This window comes from Marinobacter suaedae, from assembly GCF_030519635.1.
GTDB lineage: Bacteria > Pseudomonadota > Gammaproteobacteria > Pseudomonadales > Oleiphilaceae > Marinobacter > Marinobacter suaedae.
Genome location: NZ_JAUMIS010000001.1, coordinates 293849 through 311503, shown reverse-complemented (window position 1 = coordinate 311503; position 17655 = coordinate 293849). Strand labels below are relative to the sequence as shown.

Sequence of the window (17655 nt, the reverse complement as noted above, 5' to 3'; positions counted from 1 at the left end):
CTAATCCTTCGTCACGCGGTTGGCTTCTTCGAGACTGGTTACACCCTCAATCACTTTAATGAGGGCGGACTGCCGCAAATTCCGGAAGCCTTCCGCCTGAGCCTGTTTTGCAATTTGAATGGAGCTCGCTTCTTCCATAATCATGTTTGCCAACTCATCCGTAATTCTGACCACCTCGTAAACTCCGACGCGGCCCTTGTACCCTCCACTGCATTTATCACAGCCCTTGGGGCGGTACAATGTGAAGCCTGTTTCAATTTGTTCCTCTGTGAACCCTTCCTTTAAAAGCACGTCTTTAGGGACGTCTATAGGTTGTTTGCAGGCGCTGCAGAGTCGTCGGCCCAGGCGCTGGGCGATAATCAGGCTGACCGATGTGGCAATGTTGAAAGCGGGGACGCCCATATTCATCATACGGGTGAGGGTTTCTGGGGCGCTGTTGGTGTGCAGCGTGGAAAGTACCAGGTGACCGGTTTGTGCGGCCTTGATCGCAATGTTCGCGGTTTCCAGATCTCGGATCTCGCCGACCATGATGACGTCAGGGTCCTGACGGAGAAATGCTCGTAGGGCCTCAGCAAATCCTAATCCAACTTTTGTGTTCACGTTGACCTGGTTAATGCCTTCCAGGTTGATTTCGGCCGGGTCCTCCGCGGTGGAAATGTTGGTTTCCGGCGTGTTCAGGATGTTCAGGCCCGTATAAAGCGATACGGTCTTACCTGACCCGGTGGGGCCGGTAACCAGAATCATGCCTTGCGGTTGCTTCAGGGCGTCTAGGTAGAGTTGTTTCTGATCCTCTTCGTAACCCAGGGCATCAATGCCAAGTTTGGCGGAGCTGGGGTCCAGGATTCGCAATACGATTTTTTCGCCCCACAGGGTGGGAAGAGTGTTTACCCGAAAATCAATGGCCTTGGTTTTGGACAGCTTCATCTTGATTCGGCCGTCCTGAGGTACGCGACGCTCGGAGATGTCTAGCTGGGCCATGATCTTGACCCGGGCCGAAATTTTTGGAGCGAGCTTGATGGACGGGCGAGAAACTTCTTTCAAAATGCCGTCGGTCCGGTATCGAACCCGATAGGTTTTTTCGTAGGGTTCGAAGTGAATGTCAGAGGCGCCCCCTCGAATGGCGTCAAGCAGCATTTTGTTGACGTATTTGACGATTGGTGCATCGTCGACCTCGGCTGTAGAGACGTTGTCTTGTTCGTCCTGATCGCCACCTTCGGTTTCGACGCCCTCCAGGTCTGCGTCATCCAGGTCGCCCATGGTGGTGTCTTGGGATTCCAGGTATTTGTCTATGGCCGCGCGCAATTTGGCGTCATCAACCAGAACAGCATCGGTGCTCAGGCCGGTATTGAATTTGATCTCGTCCAGCGCCTGTATGTTGGTAGGGTCTGACACCGCAATAAACAGGCGGTTTCCTCGCTTATACAGAGGAAGGGCGCTATGTTTGCGAATCAGTTTTTCGTCAACCGCTTTCTCCGGCATCATCTCGGGCAAGAAAGCGTCCAGATCCAGCACCGAGAATCCGAACTCCAGGGCGGCCGAAGAAGCAAGCTTGCTGCTCTCAGCAAGGTTATTCTGAGTCAGGTAGGTGATGAGTGGGATCTTGTTTTGGGCGGCTTGCAGAAAAGCATCTTTTGCGGTTTCTTCGTCCAACAGGCCGTCGTCTACGAATCGTCTGGCCAGTCCGGTAAGGGTAATATTGCTCTTGTTGTTAGACATAAACGTTTAAGAGTGCCGGTCAAGTTGTTGAAAACTGGTCTTGGGATGCTGTCGAGTGTAGAGGTGCCGGCGTTTATTTGAAAGCGTGGTTTTGCAGGCTTTTGTTTTGTTCGGTATCTACTCCGTTATGGTGCCGTGCTGGTGACAAAAAATGTCAGTTTATGACGCGTGTGGCGGGTGGTGTCGGTCGGGTAAGAGGGTGCTAGGCCTGCCCAGTGTTCTGCTTAGTGTTTATTAGGTTATTGATAAATATAGAATTTCAATTATTTAAACAGAGCTGGCACGGCCAGTGCTTAATGTCTGGCAGGCATCTGCTGCCAGCCTTGAGAGGGTCTCAGGGTGGCGGAGTTGGTCGATAACAAAATACAGAGGTTGATATGAAAAACATGCAAACCAACCAGAAAGGTTTCACTTTGATCGAGCTGATGATCGTTGTTGCGATCATCGGTATCTTGGCTGCCGTGGCTATTCCTGCTTATCAGGATTACACCATCCGTGCGAAAGTTTCTGAATTGCTTGGCATTGCTGCCGCTACCAAGACTCCTGTGTATGAAGGGTACGCCACCAGTGGTGAGATGCCTGCAGCGGGCTCCTCCGTAGTGACAGATGCTATCGCGAATTTTGATGCATCAGATTATGCCGGCACTACTGCTACAACTTATGCGGTAACTGGTGCGGACAATGAGATCGGAACGTTTGTTGTTACGCTGGAAAACTTGGGTGTAGGTGCGGATGGCGAAACCTTGACTCTTGTGTACACTGGTGCAGCAACCGGTCTGACCTTCACCTGTAACACTGGTAGCTTGCCTGACAAATACCTGCCGACTTCCTGTAAGTAAAGGCGGATAGAAAGACGGTGCGTTCTCTTGTGCGATAGCGGACCGTTTGCTAAAAAACCCCGAGCTTGCTCGGGGCTTTTTGCTGACTTTCGGGATTACACGTTTACCTCTTTAAACAACTCGGGCACCTCCGCATCCCACCCAAATCGCTCCCGAATTCGCTTCCGCATCACATCACTCGCCACCATCTCCCCGTGCGTGACATAAACCTTCTCAGGTTTCAGTTTTCCCTGCCCAAGCCATTCCAGAATCTCCTCATAATCCCCGTGGGCCGACAGCGAATCCAGGTTGAACACATCCGCCCGTACTAGCCAGTACTCGCCATGAATCTTCACGGATTCCGCGCCGTTCACCAGGGCATCGCCCCGCGTGCCCGGTGCCTGAAAGCCCGCAAATACAATGCTGTTGCGTTCATTCGGTAGTAACGTTTTCAGGTGGTGCAGAACTCGTCCGCCGCTGGCCATGCCGCTGGCTGAGATGATCACGCAGGGATAGCGCACAGAATTGAGCTCTATGGACTCCTCAACCTTTCGGACGAACTTGGTGTTCTGATCGATCAGGTGGCAGTCTTCTGGCGTCAGTTTGTGTTCCTTGTGGTGCCGGCAGAAGATTTCTGTGGCGTGAATCGCCATGGGACTGTTGAGGAAAACCGGCAATCTGGGGATTTTCTCCTCAGTCATCAGTTTGTGCACGACGTACAGAAGCATCTGGGCTCGTCCGACGGCGAAGGCTGGGATCAGGACAATCCCGCCCCGGCCGGCGGTTCTTGTGATGATCTCGGTCAGTTCGGCCTCCGGATCAACTTCCCCGTGTTTTCTATCCCCGTAGGTCGATTCGCAAACCAGAATGTTGGCCCTGGCAATGGGCTCCGGTGGGCGCATGATGATGTCGTTCTGGCGCCCCACGTCGCCACTGAAGACAATCGTCCGGTCTGTTTCCTTGTTATGCACATGCACACAGGATGAACCCAGGATATGGCCGGCCGGGGTAAAGGTGACCTCCAGGCCTTTTACCGGTTCAAAGGTTTCGTGAAAGTGCAGTGATTCAAAGTATTTCAGCGCTTCACGTGCATCTTTTTCGGTGAATAAGGGTTCCGGATGTTCGTGTTTCGAGAACTTTTTCCGGTAGGCGTATTTGGCATCTTCTTCTTGCAGATACCCTGCATCCGGCAACAGAATCTTGCAGAGTTCGTGGGTGCCTTTGGTGCAGTAGATTTTTCCCCGAAAACCGTTCTTCACCAGTGCCGGCAGGTAGCCGGAGTGATCAATGTGGGCGTGGGTGAGTACGACCGCATTGATGGTTGAGGGCTCGACGGGAAACCTGGCCCAGTTCCGGCGACGCAGTGTCTTCACGCCCTGATACATGCCGCAGTCCACCAGCAGTCTGTGCTTGTCGTCGGAGAGCAGGTAGCGGGAGCCCGTGACGGTTCCGGTGCCACCGAGGAATTGAAGTTTCATGGTGCCAGCCTCATGCAGGGGTGGTTGATAATGTAAGTATCACTGATCATAGTTCATGGCTTATTGATCTGAGGCAGGAGCCTGACAACATGCAATGCAGCGACATACTGCCCGATGTCATCAGAATCGCCGACGAGGCGAGCGAGCGGGTGCTTCACATCTACGAGTCGGATTTCAAGGTTCAATACAAGGACGACGACTCACCGGTAACCGCCGCAGATCTGGCCAGCCACGACGTGATCGTGAACGGGCTGCGGGCAATCAGCCACGACATTCCGATCCTGTCTGAGGAAGGGCGAGATATTCCCTGGGAGGAGCGAAAGCACTGGCAGCGTTTCTGGTTGGTAGATCCGATCGATGGCACCCGGGAATTCACCCAGCGCAATGGCGAGTTTACGGTCAATATTGCCCTGATTGAGGATGGTCAACCGGTAATGGGCGTCGTCACGGCCCCGGCTCTCAAAGAAGCGTTCTGGGGAGTGTCAGGGGAGGGAGCCCATAAGCGAGACAGGACAGGCAAGGTTCACCGAATTCAGGTTGCCGAGCCCAGGGTAGGGAAGCGTGTGGTGGCCAGCAAGAATCACCTGAACGACGAAACCCGGGCGTTCATTGAAACGCTTGGTGATCATGAACTGGTTCAGGCGGGCAGTTCGCTCAAGTTCTGTCGAATCGCCGAAGGCCGGGCCGACATTTACCCCCGTCTTGGCCCCACCAGTGAGTGGGACACCGGGGCGGGGCATGCGGTTCTGGCTGCTTCCGGGGGCGAAGTGCGGACCCTGGAGGGTGCGCCGCTGCGCTACGGCAAAGAGGATGTCCTGAATCCCTGGTTTGTGGGCGCTGCGAATTGGTATTTTTAGCATTGGGGCTGTTACCATCTGCGGTCCGAGCTTTGAGTAATCTCACCCAGATGGAGTGGTCATGACCTGGTACGCCATCCAGCACAAGCCGGCTCAGGGCGACCGTGCCCTGCAGCATCTCCAGAATCAGGATATCCACTGTTTCTTCCCGAAGATCGAGGTTGAGAAAATCAGGGCGGGCAAGCGAACCAAAAAGCTCGAGCCTCTCTTCCCGGGTTATCTGTTCGTCAACCTCGAACCCACCGATTCCGTATGGGGCAAGCTGCGTTCAACCCGCGGCGTTATTCGCGTCGTTGGCTTTGCCAACCGGCCTGCGCCCATTGGGGATGACGTTATCCGGCACATCAGAGACAGTCTGGATAAGGTCTCTGCGACGGGAGGTATCAAAGAAGGTGAGTCTGTCGAGCTGGATGAAGGACCGTTCAAAGGTATCCGCGCGATCTTCCAGACCTATAAAGGTGAAGAGCGGGCGATTGTGCTTATCAACTTCATGCAGAAGCAGCAGTTGGTCAGTGTCCCGGTAGCGTCCATTCGGCGCTGAGACTCTATTTCAGCGTCTTTCCGCCGCATTTAAGTCAGGTCCTGACCCTTTAACAATTCTTTACGCGTCTAACTGACTGAATCACCGTGAGGCGAGCAATCGAGGCTTGCCCCAAATTACAGAGCCGTTAGAATCCCGCCACCATTCGAAGTATATCCAAATAACCAAAATCACTTGAACGGGACCAAACCAGGGCATTTTTCATGCCCACGGCCCCGCTTTGCCACTGAAAAACTGATGGACATCATGCCCTCAAAACACTGGACCCTGGTCGGTGGGGCGGTAGCGTGCCTGATTACGTTAACTGTCAGCCTTACCGTGCAGGCGGCTCCCTGGATCGAACCCGGTGACGCCCGCGCCCGCTTTGCTCTGCAAAAGCTGGCAGACCGTGGTCATTTGGATCGCACCATTTCCACCTGGCCGGTGATGTGGGGCTCTATCGCGCAGGGCATCAACGCCAGTGCCCGCTCCGATACCGCAGCGACTGCCCGCGCGATGGCGTACCTGAACTCAGAGCAGGCCGCCCAGTCTGGTTCAGGAACTCGTGCAGAACTGACCTTGTCTGGTAGCGCCGAGCAATCGCTCGTTCAGGGATTCGATGACACCCCGAAAGAAGAGGCACAGGCGAGACTGGATCTTCAGTGGCAGGGCGAGTACTGGGCAGCTGGCCTTTCCCCCTCCATTGCTGCCAGCCCCACCGATGGCGAAGTATTCCGTTATGACGGCAGCTATCTGGCGGCTTCGCTTGGCAACTGGGTCTTTGGCGCAGGCGCCATCGACCGCTGGTGGGGGCCGGGGTGGCAGTCGAGCCTTATTCTCTCTGATAACGCGCGCCCTCTGCCCGCCGTATGGGTCAACCGCAAGCGGGATCTTGCTCCGAGCACAAGCTGGCTCCGCTGGATCGGCCCCTGGAATGCCACGCTGTTCGTTGGCCAGTTTCAGGATGAGCGCGCCATCAATCATCCGAAACTGATCGGGATGCGCTTCACCTTCCGGCCGGCTCCCGGTCTGGATGTCGGCCTTTCGCGAGCCATTATGTTTGGCGGCGAAGGGCGGCCGGAGACGGGGTCCGCCCTGATGGACGCGATGATCGGTCGGGATAACAGCCAGGATGGTGCAGATAACGATCCTGGCAACCAACTTGGAAGCATTGATGTCCGTTATGGCTTCGCACTCGGCAACCATTCCATGGGACTTTACACCCAGATGATGGGCGAAGACGAAGCGGGAGCCTTTCCGGCTCGAAAATCCTGGTTATTTGGGACCGACTGGACCACCGGCCTGTTTAATGCCGATCAGCAATGGTTTCTGGAGTACGTCAACACCACGGCGGACGAGCTCTCTGGCGAGCCCATGCCTAACGTGACCTATGAGCACTTCACCTACAACAGTGGGTTTCGGCACCATGGTCGTAGCCTGGCCAGCAGTTTCGATGGGGATGCCGAAGCCCTGACGTTCGGAGTTTTTCAGTTCCTAGATAATGGAGCCAAGTTATCCGCTTCGGTAAGCTACACCGCATTGAATTCGGACGGAGAGGTCCGAGCGGTGACGACCGATCCGGATGTTACCTACTTTATCCCGGCCTCCAATGACAAAGTCGCCATTCTGCAGCTCGGTTACGGCACGCCGCTGCCGATTGGCCGGCTGGAACTCAATGTGAGCGGCACTGACGGTAAAATCGAGCTGGTCGGCGGTGAGCTTAATCAGTGGTCCGCCAGTGCCATCTGGCGTTACAGATTCTAGTCGTATGAACCAAGGAAACCCTTCCCGGATGAAAGCCCTACTGACATTAGTGACCGCACTTGGCCTGACAGGTTGTGCGTTCGCCCCAGGCTCCCACATCGATACCAGCGGATGGAGCCCCAATTATGACAGCCAGCCTGAAGAGGACTTTCGTCATCTGGTCAAAGTACAGCGAATCGGTCCGGACACCCTTCGCAATGCCATTGTGGCCGATGTGGCGCCACCGGCTGAAGAGTTGATTCGAGCAGACAGCGAGTATGAGTATCGCATCGGTATTGGCGACGTACTCCAGGTCACCGTTTGGGATCACCCTGAACTTACGATTCCCGCCGGCTCCGAGCGGAGTTCCTCGGAATCCGGCAACGTGGTGAATGAGAACGGCACTATTTATTACCCCTACATCGGCTATGTGCAGGTGGCGGGCCTTACCCCCATCCAGGTGCGGGAGAAAGTTGCACGTCGTCTGGCCCATTACATCGAGGCTCCCCAGGTGGACGTGTCCGTGGCGGATTTTCGCAGTCAGCGGATTTATGTTACCGGCGCCGTTGATCTACCCGGTGTGTATCCACTCACCAACGTTCCGACCCGGCTTGTTGATGCCGTCAGTCAGGCCGGGGGGCTGGAGGCGGGCGCAGATTGGCGTAACGTCACCCTGACCCGTAACGGTCGGGATTATCGTCTGTCCCTCAAGGCCGTCTATGAAAAAGGCAACAAGCTGCATAACGTGCTGCTTCAGCAGGGCGACGTCATCAACGTCCCGTTGGGTGACGACCAGAAAGTCTTCATGCTCGGTGAAGTGGGTAAAACCGAAACCTTGCCGATGGGGCGCAATGGGCTCACTTTGGCGGAAGCCATATCGAACGCGGGCGGACTGGACAAGCGTCAGTCGGATGCAACCGGCGTGTTCGTGGTAAGGCGGGCCGAGGGCGCCGCGCCGGATGGCGAACACCTCATTGACATGTTCCAGCTCAATCTGAGGGACGCGACCGCGCTTGTGCTGGCCGACGGTTTCCGGCTCAAGGACCGCGACATGGTGTACGTCACCGCTGCGCCGCTGGCCCGCTGGAATCGAGTGGTCTCCCTTCTCTTGCCTTCATTCACGGCGTTGTTCCTGGGTGACCAGGCCGTCAATCTCGGCGAGTGACCGTACGATGTTTAATCGAATCCTTGTATTGTGCACGGGGAACATTTGCCGCAGTCCTGTCGCCGAGGCCATGTTGCAGGCCGGTCTTCCTGGCAAAAAGGTAGAGTCCGCAGGTCTAGGTGCCCTGGTGGACCACCCGGCAGATTCCATTGCGCAAGAGCTGGCAACACAGGCGGGCCTGGATATCGGCCAACATAGGGCTCGTCAGGCGACCACCGAGATGTTTCGCCGTGCCGACTTAATTCTGGTCATGAGCTGGGGGCAAAAAGCACAGGTTACCGAGCTTGATCCTTCGTCTAATGGCAAAACCCTGCTCATCAGCCGCTGGCTGGACGACCAGCCGGATATCCCGGACCCCTACAAGAAAAGCCGTGAAGCCTTCGTTCACGTTCACAAACGCCTGGAAGAAGCCGTTTATGCTTGGCTTCTTCGCTTGTAATAACATCGCGAGTTACGAATGACCCAAGCTAACAACACCACTTCGCTCCGTAGCCAGGTTCAGGACAGGGATGAAATCGACATTGGTTTTGTCCTCGGTAGTCTCTGGGATCACAAGTTTTTTGTCTTGACCCTCGGCGTTGTGTTTGTGTTCGCGGGTGTTCTTTATAGCGCACTCTCGACTCCGGTCTATGAGGCTGACGCACTGGTCCAGGTGGAGGAGAAGTCCGGCACCATCGGCGGAGCTGACCTCGAACAACTACTGGGTGGCAGTGATCTGAACACCAGTGCGGAAGTGGAGATACTTCGTTCCCGTATGATTCTGGGACAGGTTGTCGATCAGGTGGACCTGGATGTCCAGGTTGTCCCCAATACCTGGCCAATTATCGGGGATTGGCTGTTGAGGAGGGGGGTCGAGCGTCCGGGCTTCATGGAAGGCAGTGGCACCGTTTGGGCAGGGGAAACGCTCCGGATCGGCGAGCTGGTAACAAGCCATGACAGCGCCACATCGCGATTCACTCTACGTTCAGAAGGAGAGGGCCGCTATACCTTATTTGACACCGAGGGCAATGTCCTCGGCGAAGGCTCGGCTCGTACAACATTGAGCGTTGATCAGCCTTGGCTCGAATTGACGGTGACTGAGCTGGAAGCCCCTGCTGGAGCGACGTTCACGGTCGTTAAGAAAAGCAGACTGGCAGCCATCCATGGCCTTCAGAGGAGGCTTGCAATACAGCCTCTGGGTGGACGCAAGGAAACCGGGTTGTTAAGGCTCACGCTCAAGGGGCCCGACACAACCGAATTGGTGGAAAGCCTCGACGCGACCACAGACGTATTTCTAACTCAGAATATTGCCCGGCAAGCAGCAGAGGCTGACAAGAGCCTGGAGTTTCTGGAGGTTCAGGCGCCAAAGGTTCGGCAACAACTAACCGAAGCTGAAAACCGCTTGAACGAATATCGGCTGCAGAGCGACAGTGTAGACCTTACCCTTGAAACTGAGAGCGCACTGGAGCGGATGGTTAATATCGAGGGCAGCCTAAATGAGCTTGAGCTGCAGGAATCCGAGCTGTCCCGCCGCTTTACCTCGAATCATCCAGTCTATCGTTCGTTAATCGAGAAAAAGGAACAGCTGTTAAGAGAAAAGGCCCGGCTGGAGCAACAAACCGACGATTTGCCGGAAACCCAGCAGCAGATTTTGCGACTGAGCCGGGATGTGCAGGTGACGCAGGAGATATATGTTCAGCTGCTCAACCGTATGCAGGAGTTGCGTCTGGCACGAGCTGGCACAGTGGGGAACGTGCGCATACTGGACGACGCTGTTGTAAAAGGGAAGGTGGCTCCAAAGTCTGCGCGGATTATTGCCATTTCTGGCCTGGCTGGACTGTTGCTAGCCATGACGATGGTGCTGCTGCGAGGCATCCTGAACCGGGGAATTGTGTCACCAGACCAGCTGGAAGAACTGAATTTGCCGGTATATGCCACCGTTCCGCTGTCGGACGAGGAGAAACGCCGATCCAAGAAGGTTAACCGCACTAAGAACGAACGTCGCCGGAAAGATGGTTCCGCCAACGGCCTGCTTGCCGTGCGAAATCCCGCGGATCTGTCCGTGGAGGCGATCCGAAGCCTTCGAACTTCACTGCATTTTGGCATGATGGAGGGCAGCGATAACTGCCTTGTCATTACCGGGCCGAGTCCCTCAATTGGTAAGAGTTTTACGTCCACTAATCTGGCTGCGGTTTGTGCCCAGGCCGGCCAAAAAGTCGTCGTACTGGACGGCGACATGCGCAAGGGGCATGTGCATGAGGCGTTCAAGGAAGATGCCCATAACGGCCTCTCAGAAGTGCTCTCCGGCAAACTGGACTTTGAGCAAGCCATCCGACCCTCAGAGCTGGAAGGATTGAGCTGGGTCAGCCGAGGCAGTGCCCCTCCCAATCCTTCGGAGCTATTGATGCACGCCAGATTCAATGAATTTCTGAGCTACCTGAGCGACAAATTCGACCTGGTAATCATCGATACACCACCGATCCTGGCCGTTACCGACGCTGCTATCATCGGTAAACAGTGTGGCACGACCCTTATGGTGGTTCGCTTCGGCGTAAACACACCAAAAGAGATACAGGTTGCTGAAAATCGCCTGGCTGTAGGCGGTGTCAACCTCAAAGGCACCATCCTTAACGCCATGGAAAAGAAAGCCGCTATTAGCCAGGGCCACTACGGTTACTACAACTACGCATACAAATCGGATTAAAGGTGGAGGTCGCGAGGTCCACCTTAGGGGTTTAATGAAAACGTTCATCTGACCCCAAGTTTACATTTGCCCCCAAGTTCGAATCTAAAACCAAAACCATGAAACTATTAATCACCGGAGGCGCCGGTTTCATAGGCTCCGCCGTAATCCGCCACATCATCAAAAACACTAACGATGAAGTGGTCAACCTTGACAAACTAACTTACGCCGGCAACCTCGAGAGCCTTGCGGCAGTTAGCAAGAGCAAGCGCTACGCCTTCGAACAGGTGGACATTTGCAATCGCGCCGACGTAGAACGCATCCTGGCCCAACACCAACCAGACGCCATTATGCACCTCGCCGCTGAAAGCCACGTTGACCGTTCCATAGACGGCCCGGCAGACTTCATCGAAACCAACATCATAGGCACCTACACCCTGCTGGAAGCCACTCGGCAATACTGGCAGGCGCTGGAAGCAACAAAGAAAGCTAACTTCCGCCTCCACCACATCAGTACAGACGAAGTCTACGGCGACCTCCCACACCCAAACGAAACAGTCAACGCGGAAGAGTATCTGTTCACCGAACAAACCGCCTACGCCCCCAGCAGTCCATACTCAGCCAGTAAAGCCAGCTCAGACCACCTAGTGCGCGCCTGGCGCAGAACCTACGGCTTGCCAACGCTGATAACCAATTGCAGCAACAACTACGGCCCCTATCACTTCCCGGAAAAGCTCGTCCCGCTGATGATCCTTAACGCCCTCGAAGGCAAGCCACTCCCGGTTTACGGCAAAGGCGACCAGATTCGCGACTGGCTCTATGTGGAAGACCATGCCCGGGCCCTCTACAAAGTCGTTACTGAAGGCCGACCCGGCGAGACCTACAACATCGGCGGCCACAACGAAAAACAGAACATTGAAGTTGTATACACCATCTGTGACATCCTTCAGGAACTCCGCCCGCAGGGCTGTAGTTACCGGGATCTGATCACCAACGTAAAAGATCGCCCTGGCCACGACATGCGCTATGCCATAGATGCCCACAAAATCCAGAAAGAACTCGGTTGGGCGCCAGAAGAAACCTTCGAAACTGGCATTCGAAAGACCATAGAGTGGTACCTCGATAACCTGGATTGGTGTCAACGAGTTCAGGACGGCAGTTACCAACGAGAGCGGTTGGGCACAGGTTCGTGAGTTCATGCCCGCGGGGTCGGATAAAGGCTTTCATCTGACCCGAGTCCCAAAAAAAGAGATATAGGCAACCATGAAAGGCATCATCCTCGCCGGCGGCTCCGGCACCCGCCTTTACCCCATAACACTCGGCACTTCAAAACAACTCCTGCCGGTGTACGACAAACCCATGGTCTATTACCCGCTTTCCGTACTCATGCTGGCGGGCATCCGGGATATCCTCATCATCACAACCCCTGAAGATCAGGCCGGTTTCAAACGCGCATTGGGTACGGGAGAACAATTCGGCATCAACCTCAGTTACGAAGTTCAACCAAGCCCCGACGGCCTCGCCCAGGCTTTTATCATCGGTGAGGAGTTCATCGGTAGCGACAGTGTGTGCCTTGTTCTGGGCGACAACATCTTCTACGGCCAGGGATTCACTCCAAAATTGAGGCAAGCTGCGGCCCGGAAAAATGGCGCCACGGTGTTCGGGTACCAAGTGAAAGACCCAGAACGTTTCGGGGTAGTAGAGTTTGATGAAAACAACCGCGCCATCTCCATTGAAGAAAAACCACAGCGCCCAAAATCCCACTACGCGGTCACCGGCCTCTATTTCTACGACAACAACGTGGTAGACATCGCCAAAGAGGTAAAACCCAGCCAACGTGGGGAACTTGAAATTACCGACGTAAACCGTGCCTACCTGGAGCGAGGTAACCTCAACGTAGAATTGTTGGGTCGAGGGTTTGCCTGGTTAGACACAGGCACCCATGAAAGCCTGCTGGAAGCTGCCCATTTCGTGGAAACGATCGAAAAGCGCCAAGGCTATAAGATTGCCTGTCTTGAAGAAATCGCTTTCAACCAAGGCTGGCTGACGAAGCTGCAACTCCTTCAGCGGGCACAGGAACTCAAAAAAAATGGCTACGGTACCTACCTGAAGGAACTGGCGGAGGAGAACTTGGTGTGAGTTTGGTAAAGCTGACAAACCTTCCCGATTTGGGGGATGATCGCGGTGGCTTGGTGGCAATTGAAGAAAGCCAGACCATTCCATTCCCAATCAAGCGGGTTTACTACATATACGGAACCAAATCCGGAACGGCAAGAGGATTTCATGCTCACAAAGCACTCCAGCAAGTCGCAATTTGCATAGCTGGAAAGTGCAATATGCTTTTGGATGATGGCAATAATCGCGACACTGTAGAGCTTGGCTCTCCGAATTCGGCCGTCGCCATAGAGCCAATGGTTTGGCACGAAATGCATGATTTTACAGATGACTGCGTTCTCCTGGTGCTGGCTTCAGACCATTACGATGAAAACGACTACATTCGCGACTACGACGCGTTCCTCACTTTGGTAAAACAATGAGCTTTATTCACGAACTCTCTGACGTTGCCCAATGTCGAATTGGTGAGGGCACTCGCATCTGGCAATACGTAGTGGTCCTGGAGGGCGCGCAAATTGGCAAAAACTGCAACATTTGCGCCCATACCTTAATTGAGGGGGATGTAATTATCGGAGACAACGTCACCATAAAATCCGGGGTGTTTGTCTGGGATGGCACTCGCATCGAGGACGACGTATTCATCGGGCCGAACGCCACTTTGACTAACGATGCCCATCCGCGATCAAAGGTGTATCCGGACGAGTTCTCCGGAATAACCATCCGCCGTAACGCTAGCATCGGTGCGAACGCTACGCTTTTGCCAGGAATTACTGTTGGGGAGCAGGCCATGGTAGGTGCTGGTGCTGTCGTTACCAAAGACGTGCCTGCGAGGGCCGTCGTGATAGGTAATCCCGCAAAAATCCAAAGGTACTTGGACTGATGATTCCCTTTCTTGATCTCAAAGCGATCAACGCCCAATACCGAGACGAGCTCGTTGCCGCAGCCACCCGCGTAATCGACTCCGGGTGGTACATCCAGGGTCAGGAAGTGAGCGCCTTCGAGCAAGAATTCGCAGATTACTGCGGTACGCAACACTGCATTGGCGTTGCCAACGGCCTGGAGGCGCTCACACTCACGCTGCGGGCATGGAAAGAGCAGGGTAGGCTGAAAGACGGCGATGAAGTAATCGTGCCGGCCAATACTTACATTGCCAGCATACTCGCCATCACCGAAAACTGCCTTACACCGGTACTTGTAGAGCCGGACGAAGCCAGCTACAACCTGTGCCCGAAAAACACCGAAGCTGCCATTACTTCGCGCTCCCGCGCCATGCTTCCCGTCCACCTTTACGGCCAGCTCGCCGACATGCCGGCGCTGATGGACATTGCCGAAAGGCACAAATTGCTGGTATTGGAAGACGCCGCCCAGGCCCACGGCGCCAGCCTTAACGACCGAAAAGCCGGCAGCTGGGGCCACGCCGCCGGCTTCAGTTTTTACCCTGGAAAAAACCTTGGGGCTCTCGGCGATGCCGGTGCAATCACCACCAACGACGACGAACTAGCAACAGTCCTGCGTGCATTGGGTAACTACGGCAGCCACAAAAAATACGAAAACCGGTATCAGGGCGTAAACAGCCGCCTGGATGAAATGCAGGCAGCGATGCTGCGCGTAAAACTGCCCCATCAAGAAAAGGAAATCGCCGCTCGCCGCCAGGTAGCTCATGCCTATATCAACGGTATCAAAAACGATGCACTTACGCTGCCCCTGACACTAGGCACCTCATCTCTGGCGTTCCATTCCCACGTCTGGCATCTGTTTGTTATCCGCTGCCAGCAGCGTGAAGATTTGCAACAGCACCTTGCCGATCACGGTGTGCAAACACTAATTCATTATCCGATACCGCCCCATCATCAGCAGGCTTATCGTAACTGGCAAGAACAGAACTTCCCTGAAACAGAAGCCTTGCATAAGCAGGTTTTGAGTTTGCCGATCGGTCCGACACTTGCTGAAGAACATACAAAGCAGGTAGTGAAAGCCTGTAATGCCTGGAAAGCGTCTTGATGAGTGAGAAGTCTTCTCACAAGCAGATCCTGAAATCATCGGCGATCATTGGCAGTGCCTCGCTTATTAATATTCTCATCGGATTGATCAGACAAAAAGCACTCGCAGTTCTATTGGGGCCTTCAGGTGTCGGTTTGATAGGCATGTTCCAAGCGGTGATGGGTACTGTTTCTTCAGTCTCTGCGCTTGGCCTCTCTACATCGGGAAACCGGCAAATTGCTGAAGCCAATGGCAGGGGCGATCAGGATGCGCTCGACCAAGTTCGACGAGCACTATTTTGGGGAACGCTATTCTTAAGCGTGCTCGGTGCTGCGACAATGTGGGTGTTTCGGCACCAGTTTGCGAAATATTTACTTGATGCTCCAGACAAAGCTGATTCCCTCGGTTGGCTATCTATCGGTGTGGCCCTGTCAATAGCTGCCGGCTCACAAACAGCGTTACTTGGTGGACTCCGAAGAATCTCTGATATCGCAAAATTCCAGGTGCTCAGCTCGATATTGTCACTTACCTTTGGGGTGTCAGCGATCTGGGTGTTTGGAGAGCGTGGTATTTTGATCTTTATTCTCACCATTCCCTTATCTGCATTTTTGTTAGGGCATTTTTTTGTATCGCGCATTGGGAGAGTGAGCGCGCCTTTTCCCGGTTTCAAAAGCTTTTTCCCGCACTGGCGGAAAATGGCCAGTATTGGCATTCCCTTTATGCTGGCAGGGCTGGCGACTGGGTTAGGAATGCTGATGGCAAGAAGCATTATCCAGAGAGAACTCGGGTCGGTTGAGCAAGGGTACTTTCAGGCCGCTTGGACAATCTCAATGACCTATCTGGGCTTTGTACTCGCTGCCATGGGAACGGATTACTACCCACGGCTTACATCAGCAATACATAACCATGAACAGGCTAATCGTCTAGTTAATGAACAAATTGAAGTGGTTCTTTTATTGGCAGGCCCGGTGATTGTTACTCTTTTGGGCTTGGCGCCGTGGGCAATAAGGTTACTGTATTCCGCGGAGTTTGCACTCGCTACAGACATACTTCGCTGGCAGCTTTTAGGAGACGTTCTGAAAATTACCGCTTGGCCTTTGGGTTTCGTCATTCTTTCAGCGGGAGCTGGAAAAACATATATGATGACGGAATCATTTGCGATGGCGGTATTTGTAATATTTATATGGTTACTGATTCCTGAAATTGGCGTCATATCAACTGGCATTAGTTTTCTTGTCATGTATTGCGTTTATTTGCCTCTTGTCTACTCCCTAGCCAGATGGAGAACGGGTCTGCTGATTAATGCTGATGTTAAAGTCACTTTTGCAATTCTGATGGTGGTGGTGTCATCTGTTTTTTTGTCAAGCCTTTGGGATGACCTAGCAGGTGCTGTTTTAGGTGTCATCCTTGGCATTGTGCTTGGCATAATCAACTTTTTGAAGGTTATAAAAAAGGCTGAACTGTCAGGCCCGATAAAGAAAATAGCCACTTTAGTAAAATCCAGGTTGGCGACAATAGGAATTAACTTTGACTGAGAAAAACCGGCCCTTTATTTCTTTTGTTGTTTTTGCATACAACCAGCAGAAGTTTATTCGTGACGCTGTGGAAGGTGCTTTGTCACAGGAATATGCTCCAATGGAGATTATTCTGTCTGATGATTGCTCCACGGATGAAACATTCTCCATTATGCAGGAAATGGCATCAAGGTATTCTGGTACGCATGAGGTTATCGTTCGCCGTAACGAATTCAACCTTGGATTTATTCGCCATGTTAATGAGGTTTTTGAGGCTGCCCGTGGCGAGTGGGTTGTCGTTGCTGCTGGCGATGATATCTCAATGCCGAACAGGGTAGCGGAAATTGCCAAAGTTGTTGATGAATATCCTGATATTAACATGGTGTCGTCGGCATTGATGCCAATGGAAGAAAATGGCAAAAAAAAGGATGTCGCCTGTCTTTTCCAAGGGCAGGAAGAGCCTATGGATCGGGAAGTTATCGTTACTGGCGCAAAAGAGTTTCTGGATGACAATGCACCCTACGTTCATGGTGCGACATTGGCTTATTCAAAAAAGTTAATCCAAGCCTTTCCGCCTATGCCTCCTGATGCAGTTTATGAAGATGAACTTTACAAGTTTCGTTCTATTTTTTTGGGTAATAGGGCGCATGTTAATAAGCCCTTGGTTTGTTATAGAAATCATTTTCATCAGACTACTAATGTTAGCGGTAAAATTTCACGGGATTTGTATATTAAAAATAGAAGGTTGGCGACTGGCAAATATGTTGTCTTGCGACAGGCTTTAGATGATTTAAGGGGCATTGATTTAGATTATTTTATGTCTGCTCGTTATTTGCAGCGGTACTTAAAATCAGAGTTTGAGCTGTGTCGTGACCAATATAGACTATTTTTATTTCGGTGGCCGATAAGGCTTTTCTATTTTCTATTTGTTCTTGTGTCATCACCTGAGGCAATTAGGCGTATGAGGAGGAGTCAAATCTGTTTATCGATCTTTCCTGTTACGTTTATGAAAGCTCTTTATGATTGTTTAAGTAAGTATAAAAAAGGTCATGCAAATGATATGGATGATTGATAAACGGGAAGGGAA

At 53.2% G+C, this 17655-nt stretch carries 16 protein-coding genes; 14 read left to right on the top strand and 2 right to left on the bottom strand.

What is annotated here, in order from left to right:
* Entirely contained in the window at positions 1 to 1716 is a 1716-nt protein-coding gene (gene pilB / locus QVZ43_RS01325) for a type IV-A pilus assembly ATPase PilB (RefSeq protein ID WP_302908578.1), read from the bottom strand.
* Positions 1717 to 2102: 386 nt separating this feature from the next.
* Between pilB and QVZ43_RS01320 the strand changes: the two genes are divergently transcribed.
* Complete coding sequence (locus QVZ43_RS01320) at positions 2103 to 2555, top strand: pilin (protein ID WP_420890899.1); 453 nt, start codon at positions 2103 to 2105, stop codon at positions 2553 to 2555.
* Positions 2556 to 2650: 95 nt separating this feature from the next.
* On the opposite strand, the gene QVZ43_RS01315 is transcribed toward QVZ43_RS01320, so the two are convergent.
* Positions 2651 to 4012, bottom strand: a complete 1362-nt coding sequence (locus QVZ43_RS01315) for an MBL fold metallo-hydrolase (protein ID WP_302908576.1) — start codon at positions 4010 to 4012, stop codon at positions 2651 to 2653.
* Positions 4013 to 4101: 89 nt separating this feature from the next.
* Here QVZ43_RS01315 and cysQ point away from each other — a divergent pair, with 89 nt between their 5' ends.
* The 13 genes from cysQ (at position 4102) to QVZ43_RS01250 (ending at position 17640) form a co-directional block, all read left to right on the top strand.
* Complete coding sequence (gene cysQ / locus QVZ43_RS01310) at positions 4102 to 4869, top strand: 3'(2'),5'-bisphosphate nucleotidase CysQ (protein WP_302908575.1); 768 nt, start codon at positions 4102 to 4104, stop codon at positions 4867 to 4869.
* A 61-nt stretch (positions 4870 to 4930) separates the two neighbouring features.
* Complete coding sequence (gene rfaH / locus QVZ43_RS01305) at positions 4931 to 5410, top strand: transcription/translation regulatory transformer protein RfaH (protein WP_302908574.1); 480 nt, start codon at positions 4931 to 4933, stop codon at positions 5408 to 5410.
* A gap of 246 nt (positions 5411 to 5656) precedes the next feature.
* Complete coding sequence (locus QVZ43_RS01300) at positions 5657 to 7153, top strand: capsule assembly Wzi family protein (protein WP_302908573.1); 1497 nt, start codon at positions 5657 to 5659, stop codon at positions 7151 to 7153.
* Between the two features lie 28 nt (positions 7154 to 7181).
* The gene (locus QVZ43_RS01295; RefSeq protein WP_302908572.1) at positions 7182 to 8297 is read left to right on the top strand and encodes a polysaccharide export protein; all 1116 of its coding nucleotides are present in this window, start codon (positions 7182 to 7184) and stop codon (positions 8295 to 8297) included.
* A 7-nt stretch (positions 8298 to 8304) separates the two neighbouring features.
* Complete coding sequence (locus tag QVZ43_RS01290) at positions 8305 to 8736, top strand: low molecular weight protein-tyrosine-phosphatase (protein WP_302908571.1); 432 nt, start codon at positions 8305 to 8307, stop codon at positions 8734 to 8736.
* An 18-nt stretch (positions 8737 to 8754) separates the two neighbouring features.
* Positions 8755 to 10980: a polysaccharide biosynthesis tyrosine autokinase gene (locus QVZ43_RS01285; RefSeq protein WP_302908570.1), complete on the top strand. Its 2226-nt coding sequence runs from the start codon at positions 8755 to 8757 to the stop codon at positions 10978 to 10980.
* Between the two features lie 98 nt (positions 10981 to 11078).
* Entirely contained in the window at positions 11079 to 12152 is a 1074-nt protein-coding gene (gene rfbB / locus QVZ43_RS01280; protein WP_302908569.1) for a dTDP-glucose 4,6-dehydratase, read from the top strand.
* A 70-nt stretch (positions 12153 to 12222) separates the two neighbouring features.
* On the top strand, positions 12223 to 13098 hold the full coding sequence (rfbA, locus tag QVZ43_RS01275) for a glucose-1-phosphate thymidylyltransferase RfbA (RefSeq protein ID WP_302908568.1): 876 nt from the start codon (positions 12223 to 12225) through the stop codon (positions 13096 to 13098).
* Positions 13095 to 13496: a sugar 3,4-ketoisomerase gene (locus tag QVZ43_RS01270; protein ID WP_302908567.1), complete on the top strand. Its 402-nt coding sequence runs from the start codon at positions 13095 to 13097 to the stop codon at positions 13494 to 13496. Before rfbA ends, QVZ43_RS01270 begins: the two co-directional genes overlap by 4 nt.
* Complete coding sequence (locus QVZ43_RS01265; protein ID WP_302908566.1) at positions 13493 to 13954, top strand: acyltransferase; 462 nt, start codon at positions 13493 to 13495, stop codon at positions 13952 to 13954. Before QVZ43_RS01270 ends, QVZ43_RS01265 begins: the two co-directional genes overlap by 4 nt.
* Complete coding sequence (locus QVZ43_RS01260; protein ID WP_302908565.1) at positions 13954 to 15075, top strand: DegT/DnrJ/EryC1/StrS family aminotransferase; 1122 nt, start codon at positions 13954 to 13956, stop codon at positions 15073 to 15075. The genes QVZ43_RS01265 and QVZ43_RS01260 overlap by 1 nt, the downstream gene beginning before the upstream one ends.
* Entirely contained in the window at positions 15075 to 16589 is a 1515-nt protein-coding gene (locus tag QVZ43_RS01255; protein WP_302908564.1) for an O-antigen translocase, read from the top strand. Before QVZ43_RS01260 ends, QVZ43_RS01255 begins: the two co-directional genes overlap by 1 nt.
* Positions 16582 to 17640, top strand: coding sequence for a glycosyltransferase (locus QVZ43_RS01250; protein WP_302908563.1), 1059 nt, complete (start codon positions 16582 to 16584; stop codon positions 17638 to 17640). Before QVZ43_RS01255 ends, QVZ43_RS01250 begins: the two co-directional genes overlap by 8 nt.
* Positions 17641 to 17655: the final 15 nt, after the last annotated feature.